Below are 10,853 nucleotides of genomic sequence, written 5' to 3' on the forward strand. Positions count from 1 at the left end.
GGAGCGGGCCGTTTCAGGAGCGGTTCGTCCAGGCCGGAGATGTACGTCCGAGAAGGAGGAAAGTCATGGAGTCCCTGGCTCGTGGCGGGACCAGATGGAAGCGGTTCGCCGTCGTCATGGTGCCGAGCGTCGCCGCTACGGCGGTGATCGGTGTTGCCCTTTCGCAGGGAGCGCTGGCGGCATCGTTCACAGTCTCCGGCCAGCAGTTCAAGATCAGTGCCGACCGGCTGGAGGGCAAGGGCTTCGTTCAGTACGGAGCCGTTGACTCGACCAAGGCCGGCAAGAAGCCCGTCGCGGTGGTCGGCTTCAACGAGGCGACGATCAAGAATCTTTGCCAGTCGGTCGTCGTGCCGGTGCCGGCCTTCGGCGATGTGACGATGAAGCTGGGCGCGGGTGGCAACGGTGCCCCAGTGGTCGAGGCGAAGAAGCTTTACGTCGACGCCGACCAGATCGGCGCCAACGCGACGTTCAAGAACATCGACATCGGCGTCTCGGCCGATTCGACGACCAAGGGCCCCGGCCCGAACAAGGGCGACAAGTACGCCCCCGGTTCGTTCGCACAGCAGGCCGACAGCGCGACATTCACGGATGTCAAGCAGCGCGCCTGGGCGACCACTGCCGGCACGTTCAAGCTCAGCGGCCTCCACATGGCCGTGAAGAAGGGCAAGAACGAGTGCTTCTGACAGGCACTCACTGACCGGACGGGTGCGGAGCGGCGGTTCCTTGCTGTTCCGCACCCTTGCGGTCGGCTTCACCAACGCAAGCTTTGTGCCAGTCCCGAGGAGCTGTACGACATGAGCGCCGAGACGCGACAAAGGCTGACTTCCGGATTCGGCCAGAAGCGCAGTTCGTTCCGGGACTGGCGTGGACAGCGCCCGTTCACGGGCGGGCTGCTGACGCTGCTCGCCGGTATCCCCATCATGTACATCCCGTATCACAACCTCACGCTGGGTTCCCTGACGATCCGGATGTCGACGACAGCGGGCGCAGGCTCGCTGATCATCGGTATTCTGCTGGTCGTACTCGGGCTCACGATGTGGTTCCAGCCCCACTCCCGGGTGTTCGCCGGTATCGCGGCGATTCTGCTGGCCCTGGTCTCGCTGGTCGTCTCGAACTTCGGCGGCTACGTGGCCGGCTTCCTGCTGGGCCTGCTGGGCGGCGCACTCGGCGTCGCCTGGGCCCCGGGCAAGCCCCTCGCCAAGAGCGACGGCGCCGGTGTGAGTGCGGGTGACGAACCGGAGGGGACGAAGCCGGAGAGGTCACCGTCGAGCCCCACGTACTCCTCTTCGAGCCCCACGTACTCCTCGTCGCCCGACCCTTCCGGCCTGCCGCGCCGGAACGCGGACGAGGGCTCGGACTCCGGTTCCGGCACGAGTACGGCACAGGACGACCTGTCAGTCTTTGGAACGGCTCTGTCCAGCGGAGTCGACGGGAACCAGGGGAACGGGAGGCACCGTGCCTGATGACGAGGTACATGAGGAGGCGGGTACGGCGGTTCACGCCGCGCCCGGCTTCGGCGACGGGAGAACCGGAGCGCGGCACGCGGCGCCGCGCAAGCCGCTGCTCACCCGCCTGCATGTCCCCGCCGGCAAGGCGATAGCCATGGCGGCCATGCCGTCGGCGGTGCTGATGGGCATGGGGCTCACCCCCCAGCTGGCCAACGCCAAGCCGCTGCCGAAGAACCCCTTCAAGTCCGGTTCCTGCGTCTCCCAGGAAGACCGGGACGAGGAGAAGGAAGAGAAGGAGAAGGCCGAGAAGGAAGCGGCCGCCAAGAAGAAGGCGGCTGAGGCCAAGAAGAAGGCCGAGGCCGAGGCCGAGAAGAAGCGTGAGGCGGCGAAGGACGGCGCGTCTGGCGAGTCCGGTGTCGGCGAGGCCGAGCCCAGCCCCTCGGAGTCCTCCTCGTCCGGCAGCGGCGGGAGCGGCGGTTCCGCGGAGCCCGAGCCGAGCCCGTCCGAGCCCGAGGAGGAAGGCGGCGGCCTGCTGGGCGGCGTCGGCGACGCGCTCGGCGATGTCCTCAGCTCCGAGGAGAAGGAGGCGGCCGAGGCCGCTCCCAGCTCCTCTGCTTCCGACTCCGGTTCGGGCTCTTCCGCGTCGGATGCCACCAAGCCGGTGGAGGACACGGTCGGCAAGGTCGGCGACGGTCTCAAGGAGACCACCGACAAGCTCGGCGAGAACGCGAAGGACCTCACCGAGGGCGCCAAGTCCGGGAAGCAGGCCGACAAGGGCAGCGCGGCCCAGGACGGGTCCTACCCCTGCGTCGAGGAGAAGAAGGTCGCCGGGGACGACGAGCAGACCCCGGCCACCCTGCCCAACGACCCGTGGCAGCTGGAGGCCAGCTCGCTCGGGCTGCACGGCCTGGACTACGAGGGCGTACGCAACGTCCGTACCCAGGACGGCAGGACCAAGCAGGTGCTGAAGTTCACCGCCGACAGCCTCGACATAGGCGACCTGCACCAGATCGTGAACGGCCCGGACGGCACCAAGTACCACGTCAGGGCCGCCCAGGGCTCCACGTCCACGATCAAGGGCGGCAAGGTCACCATGTACACCGAGCGGCTCCAGGGCAACCTCTTCGGGCTGATCCCGATCGTCTTCGACCCGGAGCACCCGCCGCCGCTGAACGTCCCCGAGGCGTACTTCACCGACGTCAAGGTCACCCAGGCCGGCCAGTTCGGCGGCAACCTGACGGTACCCGGGCTGCGGAATACCATCGAGTGAGCAGACCGCCGGCTCCGCCGGCACCGTACGCAGCAGGGCCCGCGGCCTCGAAGGAGGCGGCGGGCCCTGCTTGTTGGGGGGTGAGGGGCGCTACCGCTGCGTGCCGCCCAGGTGGTGGACCTGGACCATGTTCGTGGTGCCCGGGACGCCGGGCGGGGAGCCCGCCGTGATGAGCATGACGTCGCCCGCCTCGTAGCGCTGCAGCTTCAGCAGCTCCGCGTCCACGAGTTCGACCATCTCGTCGGTGTGCTCGACGTGCGGCACCACATAGCTCTCCACGCCCCAGCTCAGTGTGAGCTGGTTGCGGGTGGCCGGTTCGGTGGTGAAGGCCAGGATCGGCTGGCAGGCGCGGTAGCGGGAGAGCCGCCGTGCCGTGTCGCCGGACTTGGTGAAGGCCACCAGCGCCTTGCCGTCCAGGAAGTCCGCCATCTCCGCCGCCGCGCGGGCCACCGAACCACCCTGCGTACGCGGCTTCTTGCCCGGCACCAGGGGCTGGAGTCCGCGGCTGAGCAGTTCCTCCTCGGCCGCCTCGACGATCTTCGACATCGTCCTGACCGTCTCGACCGGGTACTGCCCGACCGAGGACTCCGCGGAGAGCATCACCGCGTCCGCGCCGTCCAGGATCGCGTTGGCCACGTCGGAGGCCTCGGCGCGGGTGGGACGGGAGTTGGTGATCATCGACTCCATCATCTGGGTCGCCACGATCACCGGCTTGGCGTTGCGGCGGCACAGCTCGATGAGCCGCTTCTGCACCATGGGGACCCGCTCCAGCGGATACTCCACTGCCAGGTCGCCGCGGGCCACCATCACGCCGTCGAAGGCGAGTACGACGGCTTCCATGTTCTCGACCGCCTGCGGCTTCTCCACCTTGGCGATCACCGGCACGCGCCGGCCGGCCTCGTCCATGATCCGGTGCACGTCGCGTACGTCGGAGGCGTCCCGTACGAAGGAGAGCGCGACCATGTCGCAGCCCATCCGCAGGGCGAACCTCAGGTCCTCGACGTCCTTCTCCGACATCGCCGGGACGTTGACCGCCGTGCCGGGCAGGTTGATGCCCTTGTGGTCGGAGATCACCCCGCCCTCGATCACGATGGTGCGCACCCGGGGACCGTCCACCTCGGTCACCTGGAGGGCGACGTTGCCGTCGTTGATGAGCACGGCGTCGCCCTTGCTGACGTCGCCCGGCAGGCCCTTGTAGGTGGTGCCGCAGATGCTCTTGTCGCCCGCGACGTCCTCGGTGGTGATGACGAACTCCTCACCGCGGACCAGCTCCACCGGTCCCTCGGCGAAGGTCTCCAGACGGATCTTGGGACCCTGAAGGTCGGCGAGGACGCCCACCGCCCGGCCGGTCTCCTCGGCGGCCTTGCGGACGCGTTCGTACCGCTCCTCGTGCTCGGGATGGGAACCGTGGCTCATGTTGAAGCGGGCCACGTTCATGCCGGCCTCGATCAGCGTCTTCAGCTGGTCGTAGGAGTCGACGGCGGGGCCCAGGGTGCAGACGATTTTGGAACGGCGCATAGGGCGATCCTATCGGTTTGTTCAAGTGTGGAACGTATCGGGGGGGAACTGGTTCACGCGGAGGTCCGGCTGATCACCGCGTAGGTCTGCTGTGCGATCTCCAGCTCCTCGTCGGTCGGTACGACGGCGACCGCGACGCGGGCGTCTGCCGGCGAGATCAGCCGCGCCGCCCCGCCCGCCGGGCTGTCCGCCCGGCCGGACGCCTCGTTGCGAACGGGGTCGACCGACAGACCCAGGGTTTCCAGGCCGGCGATCGCGGCCGCGCGTACCGGAGCGGAATTCTCGCCCACTCCGGCCGTGAAGGCCACGGCGTCGACCCGGCCGAGCACGGCGTAGTAGGAGCCGATGTACTTCTTCAGCCGGTGGACGTAGACGTCGAAGGCGAGCCGGGCCGCCTCGTCCCCTTCCTCGCTGCGGCGGCTGATCTCACGCATGTCGTTGTCCCCGCACAGCCCGCGCAGTCCGCTCCGCTTGTTCAGCAGCTCGTCCACCTCGTCGACCGACATGCCCGCGACCCTGACCAGGTGGAAGACCACCGCCGGGTCGATGTCACCGGACCGGGTGCCCATCACCAGGCCCTCGAGCGGCGTCACGCCCATCGAGGTCTCCACACAGCGGCCCGCCGCGACCGCGGACGCCGAGGCGCCGTTGCCCAGGTGCAGGACGATCACGTTCACCCCGGCCGGGTCCTCGCCGAGTAGTTCGGCGGTCTTGCGGGAGACGTACGCGTGCGAGGTGCCGTGGAAGCCGTAGCGCCGCACACGGTGCGCGTCCGCCGTCGCGGCGTCGATCGCGTAGCGGGCGGCGTGCTCCGGCATCGTGGTGTGGAAGGCGGTGTCGAAGACGGCGACCTGCGGCAGGCCGGGGTTGAGCGCCCGCGCGGTGGTGATGCCGGCCAGGTTGGCCGGGTTGTGCAGGGGCGCGAGGGGCACCAGGCGCTCGATCTCCGCGAGCACCGTGTCGTCGATCAGCGTGGGCCGGGTGAAGCGCTGTCCGCCGTGCACCACCCGGTGCCCGATCGCGGCCAGCGCGGGCGAGTCCAGGCCGAGCCCGTCGGCGTCCAGCTCCGCCGCCACGGCCTTCAGCGCGGCCTCGTGGTCCGGGAACGGTGCGACCCGCTCACGCCTGTCCCCGTCCGAAGCCAGCGGGCTGTGCGTCAGCCGGGACTGCCGCTCGCCGATCCGCTCCACGAGGCCGGCGGCGAGCCGGGAGTCGTCGGTCATGTCCAGCAGCTGGTACTTCAGCGACGAGGAGCCGGAGTTGAGTACGAGAACGCGGGTGGCCCGGGTCGGGGCGGGGGCTGCGGCGGTCACGGGCGGGGCTCTTCCTTCTGCTGCGCCTGGATGGCGGTGATGGCGACGGTGTTGATGATGTCGGAGACCAGGGCGCCGCGCGACAGGTCGTTCACCGGTTTGCGCAGACCCTGCAGGACCGGCCCGACGGCCACGGCGCCGGCCGAGCGCTGCACGGCCTTGTAGGTGTTGTTCCCGGTGTTGAGGTCGGGGAAGATCAGCACCGTCGCCCTGCCCGCGACCTCCGATCCGGGCAGCTTGGTGGCCGCGACCGAGGGCTCCACGGCGGCGTCGTACTGGATCGGGCCCTCCACCAGCAGGTCGGGCCGCCGCTCCCGTACCAGCTCGGTCGCCTCCCGCACCTTGTCGACGTCCGCACCGGAGCCGGAGGCGCCCGTCGAGTACGACAGCATCGCGATCCGCGGCTCGACCCCGAAGCGGGCCGCCGTGGTCGCCGACTGGACGGCGATGTCGGCGAGCTGCCGGGCGTCCGGGTCGGGGTTGACCGCGCAGTCGCCGTAGACCAGGACGCGGTCGGCCAGGCACATGAAGAAGACGGACGAGACGATCGCCGCGTCCGTACGGGTCTTGATCACCTCGAAGGCGGGCCGGATGGTGGCGGCGGTGGAGTGCGTGGCGCCCGAGACCATGCCGTCGGCCAGGCCCTCGCGCACCATCAGCGTCCCGAAATAGGAGACGTCCGCCACCGTGTCGTAGGCCAGTTCGACGGTGACGCCCTTGTGCGCGCGCTGCTCGGCGTACAGCTCCGCGAAGCGCTCCCGCAGCGGTGAGACCTGCGGGTCCACGATCCGCGCCGACGCCTCGTCCGCCGAGGGCGGTTCGCAGTCCGCGAGCAGCCTCAGATCGATGCCGAGTTCGGCGGCGTGCTTGCGTACGGCGGTGGGCTCGCCCAGCAGCGTCAGGTCGCAGATGCCGCGGCGCAGCAGCACCTCGGCGGCGCGCAGCACCCGCTCCTCACCGCCCTCCGGCAGCACGATGTGCCGGCGGTCGGAACGGGACTGCTCCACGAGCTCGTGCTCGAACATCATCGGCGTGACGCGCTCGCCCCTCTCGACCGCGAGCCGGTCGGTCAGCTGCCGGGTGTCGACGTGACGTTCGAAGAGCCCGAGCGCCACCTCCGCCTTGCGCGGCGTCGAGGCCGTCAGCCTGCCCTCCAGCGCGAACAGCTCCGCGGCGGTCGGGAACGAGCCGGCCGGCACCGCGAGCACGGGCGTGCCGGGCGCGAGGCGGGCGGCGAGCGCCATGGTCTCCGCACCGGGGCGGGCGTCGAGGGTCAGTACGACGCCCGCGATGGCGGGGGAGCCGGCGGAGTGCGCGGCCAGCGCGCCCACTATCAGGTCGGCCCGGTCCCCGGGGGTGATGACCATGCACCCCTCGGTCAGTGCGGGCAGGAACGTCGGCAGGTGGGCACCGCCGAAGACGAAGTCACGCACATCACGGGCCAGCCCCGCCGGGTCGCCGAGCAGCACCTGAGCGCCCAGCTTGTCCCGTACCTGGGCGACGGTCGGTGCGGCGAGCGCGGGCTCCTCCGGCAGTACGTACACCGGCCCGGGCAGCTGATCGCCCAGCAGGCGGGCGGCGTCGGCCACCTCCTCGGCGGCCACCCGGTTGGCGACGGTCGCGACGACGTCGCAGCCGAGCGAGGTGAACGCGTGGTGGGCGTTGCGCACCTCGGCCGCCACGGACTCGGCGCTCTGGTCGTCGCCGGCCACCACGGGCAGCAGCACGGCACCGAACTCGTTGGCGAGCCGGGCGTTGAGCGCCAGCTCGGCGGGGAGCTGGGTGCCGGCGTAGTCGGTGCCGAGGACCAGGACGGCCTCGTACTTCCCGGCCACCGCGTGGAAGCGCTCCAGCAGCCGGGAGACCAGTTCGTCGGTGCCCTGCTCGGCCTGGAGGGCCGCCGCCTCCTCGTAGCCCATGCCGAAGACGGTCCCGGGGGACTGGGTCAGGCGGTAGCGGCTGCGCAGCAGGTCGTAGAGGCGGTCGGGACCGTCGCTGTGCAGCAGCGGCCGGAACACCCCCACCCGGTCCACCTGGCGGGTCAGCAGCTCCATCATTCCCAGCTCGACGACCTGGCGGCCGTCGCCTCGGCCGATTCCGGTCACGTAGACGCTGCGCGGCACCGTGTTCTTCCTCTCGTCGGGGGTTGGCCGGCCGCCACCGCGGGCGGCGGCCGTGCAGGGGTGTCCCCGGTGGAGATTCACCCGAAATCCGCAGGTAAGGGCGTACCTATAGGCTTGACGATACCCGCGCGTCCGGCGCCGCCCTCCGCCCGGGCAAGGGGTGCGGAAGGACCGGTGGGTGTGCAGCGGGCGTCCGGTGGGCGGACGGGCAGTGCGGGGTGTGTTCAACACATGAAACACTCGGCCCGGCTCACCGCACGGATCAGCACCAGCCAGCGGCCCCGTGTCCCGCGGGCCACTCACCGACCTGGAGAACGAAACACCCATGCGTATCGGAGTCCTCACCGCAGGCGGCGACTGCCCCGGTCTGAACGCCGTGATCCGGTCCGTCGTCCACCGGGCCGTGCACGACCGCGGCGACGAGGTCATCGGCTTCGAGGACGGGTTCACGGGTCTCCTCGACGGCCGTTACCGCTCGCTCGACATCAACTCGGTGTCCGGCATCCTCGCCCGCGGCGGCACGATCCTGGGCTCCGCCCGGCTGGAGCGGGACCGGCTGCGCGAGGCGTGCGAGAACTCCGAGGAACTGGTCGAGCGGCTGGGTCTGGACGCGTTGATCCCCATCGGCGGCGAGGGCACCCTGACCGCCGCCCGGATGCTCGCGGACGCGGGCCTGCCGGTCGTCGGCGTACCCAAGACCATCGACAACGACATCTCGGCCACCGACCGCACCTTCGGCTTCGACACGGCCGTGGGTGTGGCCACCGAGGCCATGGACCGGCTCAAGACGACCGCCGAGTCGCACCAGCGCATCATGGTCGTCGAGGTCATGGGACGGCACGCCGGCTGGATCGCCCTGGAGGCGGGCATGGCGGCGGGCGCGCACGGGATCTGCGTCCCGGAGCGCCCCTTCGAGGTCGACGACCTGGCGAAGATGGTCGAGGAGCGGTTCGCCCGCGACAAGAAGTTCGCGATGATCTGCGTCGCCGAGGGGGCCCACCCGGCGGAGGGCTCGATGCCGTACGAGAAGGGCGTCATCGACCGGTTCGGGCACGAGCGCTTCGTGGGGATCGGCAACCGGCTGGCCGGCGAGCTGGAATACCGGGTCGGCAAGGAGGCCAAGGCGGTCATCCTCGGCCACGTGCAACGCGGCGGCACGCCCACCGCGTACGACCGGGTGCTGGCCACCCGCTTCGGCTGGCACGCGGTGGAGGCGGCGCACCGCGGCGACTTCGGCCGGATGACGGCGCTGCGCGGTACCGAGATCGTGATGACACCGCTGGCGAACGCGGTGACCGAGCTCAAGCGGGTGCCGCAGGACCGCATGGACGAGGCCGAGTCCGTCTTCTGACCTGGTCGCCCCGCCTCTGCTGCCCGCCCGCCGCCGAACCCGGCGCGAACGTCGACTTGTTGAACACGGCCGACGCCTGTGCCGTCACCCCTTGACCGCGCCGCCCAGCGTGAAGCCGCCGCCGAGGCGCTTCGCGATGAGGATGTAGAGGAGCAGCACGGGCGTGGAGTAGAGGATGGAGAACGCGGCGAGCTGGCCGAAGACGATCGAGCCGAAGTTGCCGAAGAAGGTGAAGATGCTGACCGAGGCCGGGAGTTGCTCGGGGCTGATGAGGAGCATGAAGGGGACGAAGAAGTTCCCCCACATCATGATGAAGCTGTAGACCGTCACGACGGCGAAGCCCGGTCCCATCAGCGGCAGGATCACCCGGGTCAGCGCCTGCAGCCAGCTCGCACCGTCGGTCCAGGCCGCCTCTTCCAGTGCCACCGGGACCCCGTCCATGAAGTTCTTCATCAGCCACACCGCGAAGGGCAGTTGGGAGGTGGCGAGGAAGAAGGACGTGCCGTACATCGTGTCGATCAGGTTGATCTGCACGAACAGCCCGTAGACCGGCACCATCACGGCCGTGATCGGCAGGCAGGTGGTGAAGAGGATGGTGAGCAGGTACGGGCGGGAGAAGCGGGACCGGAAACGGGAGAGCGGATAGGCGGCCAGTGCCGCGCTGCTGACCGTCATCAGGGTGGCGCCGCCGCACAGCAGCAGACTGTTCAGCATCGGGGTGAAGGTGATCTCGTCGTTGAGCACCGCCGAGAAGTTCTCCAGCGTGAGGGAGTGCGGCGGGGCGACGCGCATCGACGCTTCCGCGTCGACCGAGGCGAAGATCAGCCACAGCAGCGGGAGTACGAAGCCCGCCGCGAGGACCAGCAGTCCGAGGTCGGCGGCGAGCCGCTGGCGCGCGGGGCGGCTGAGGGAACGGCGGGGCGCCGCCGCGGTGGTGGGTCCGGGGATGGCTGCCACGTGGCTCAGACCTCCTCGCGCATCAGGCGCAGATAGACGACCGAGAACAGCGCGCCGACCACCAGCAGCAGCAGCGCCACCGCGGTGCCGTAGCCGATCAGCGACTTGTTGAACGCCTGGTCGTACATGAAGACGGGCAGGGTCTGGCTGCGATTGCCCGGGCCGCCGCGCGTCATGGCCCAGATCAGCCCGAAGACCGAGAGGGTCTGCAGGGTGTTGAGCATCAGGTTGGTGCCGATGGAGCGGCGGATCATCGGCAGGGTGATGTGCCACATCCGCTGCCAGGCGCTCGCGCCGTCGACCTGGGCGGACTCGGTGACCTCCTTGGGCACCTCGGACAGGGCCGCCGAGTAGACCAGCATCGAGAAGGCCGTTCCCCGCCAGACGTTGGCGAAGGAGACCGCGATGATGGGCAGCGTGAACAGCCAGTTCTGGGACGGCAGATGCAGCCAGTCCAGGATGGCGTTGAGGGTGCCCTCCTTGTTGAAGAAGGTGTAGAGCAGGAAGCCCGCCACGATCTCCGGCAGCACCCAGGCGCTGATGACGATGGCGCCGGTCACCGACCGTACGGCCTTGGACGAGCGCTGCATCAGTGCCGCCAGCGTCAGGCCCAGGGTGTTCTGGCCGAGGATCGAGGAGATCAGCGTGAAGACCAGCGTCAGGACGACGGCGTTGCGGAAGTTGGCGTCGGCGAAGGCCCGCCGGAAGTTGTCGAAGCCGACGAAGGACGGCGACGCCTGACCGGTCAGCTGCATGTCGGTGAAGGCGATGTAGGCGCAGTAGCCGATCGGGCCGGCCAGGAAGAGGAGCAGCAGCAGCGTGGCGGGGGCGATGGGCAGCCAGCGCCAGGGGCGCTGGTGCTCCGGTCCGCGC

Annotated in this window: 9 protein-coding genes; 4 read left to right on the forward strand and 5 right to left on the reverse strand. The window is 69.9% G+C overall.

Annotated elements, in window-relative coordinates:
* Positions 1 to 65 precede the first annotated feature (65 nt).
* From ACRDP3_RS03945 to ACRDP3_RS03955, 3 genes are all read left to right on the forward strand, one after another.
* Complete coding sequence (locus ACRDP3_RS03945) at positions 66 to 683, forward strand: DUF6230 family protein (protein WP_431515395.1); 618 nt, start codon at positions 66 to 68, stop codon at positions 681 to 683.
* Positions 684 to 794: 111 nt separating this feature from the next.
* Positions 795 to 1,463, forward strand: a complete 669-nt coding sequence (locus ACRDP3_RS03950; protein ID WP_431515396.1) for a DUF6114 domain-containing protein — start codon at positions 795 to 797, stop codon at positions 1,461 to 1,463.
* The gene (locus ACRDP3_RS03955; protein ID WP_431515397.1) at positions 1,456 to 2,718 is read left to right on the forward strand and encodes a hypothetical protein; all 1,263 of its coding nucleotides are present in this window, start codon (positions 1,456 to 1,458) and stop codon (positions 2,716 to 2,718) included. The genes ACRDP3_RS03950 and ACRDP3_RS03955 overlap by 8 nt, the downstream gene beginning before the upstream one ends.
* A 90-nt stretch (positions 2,719 to 2,808) precedes the next feature.
* Here ACRDP3_RS03955 and pyk read toward each other — a convergent pair whose 3' ends face one another.
* From pyk to pta, 3 genes are read right to left on the reverse strand one after another with little or no spacing between them, the layout of a single operon-like run.
* Positions 2,809 to 4,236, reverse strand: a complete 1,428-nt coding sequence (pyk, locus tag ACRDP3_RS03960) for a pyruvate kinase (protein ID WP_431515398.1) — start codon at positions 4,234 to 4,236, stop codon at positions 2,809 to 2,811.
* Between the two features lie 53 nt (positions 4,237 to 4,289).
* A complete protein-coding gene (locus ACRDP3_RS03965; protein WP_431515399.1) occupies positions 4,290 to 5,549 on the reverse strand; it encodes an acetate kinase in 1,260 nt (419 codons plus the stop codon).
* Entirely contained in the window at positions 5,546 to 7,672 is a 2,127-nt protein-coding gene (pta, locus tag ACRDP3_RS03970) for a phosphate acetyltransferase (protein WP_431515400.1), read from the reverse strand. Before pta ends, ACRDP3_RS03965 begins: the two co-directional genes overlap by 4 nt.
* Positions 7,673 to 7,997: 325 nt before the next feature.
* Here pta and ACRDP3_RS03975 point away from each other — a divergent pair, with 325 nt between their 5' ends.
* Positions 7,998 to 9,023 carry an ATP-dependent 6-phosphofructokinase gene (locus ACRDP3_RS03975; RefSeq protein ID WP_431515401.1) on the forward strand — a complete coding sequence of 342 codons (1,026 nt, stop codon included), beginning with the start codon at positions 7,998 to 8,000 and terminating at the stop codon, positions 9,021 to 9,023.
* Positions 9,024 to 9,107: 84 nt separating this feature from the next.
* Here ACRDP3_RS03975 and ACRDP3_RS03980 read toward each other — a convergent pair whose 3' ends face one another.
* Together ACRDP3_RS03980 and ACRDP3_RS03985 are read right to left on the reverse strand one after the other, a co-directional pair.
* Complete coding sequence (locus ACRDP3_RS03980) at positions 9,108 to 9,971, reverse strand: carbohydrate ABC transporter permease (RefSeq protein ID WP_431515402.1); 864 nt, start codon at positions 9,969 to 9,971, stop codon at positions 9,108 to 9,110.
* Positions 9,972 to 9,985: 14 nt separating this feature from the next.
* The gene (locus tag ACRDP3_RS03985; protein WP_431515403.1) at positions 9,986 to 10,819 is read right to left on the reverse strand and encodes a carbohydrate ABC transporter permease; all 834 of its coding nucleotides are present in this window, start codon (positions 10,817 to 10,819) and stop codon (positions 9,986 to 9,988) included.
* Between the last annotated feature and the right edge of the window lie 34 nt (positions 10,820 to 10,853).

The organism is Streptomyces sp. (genome assembly GCF_050698815.1).
Classification (GTDB): domain Bacteria; phylum Actinomycetota; class Actinomycetes; order Streptomycetales; family Streptomycetaceae; genus Streptomyces.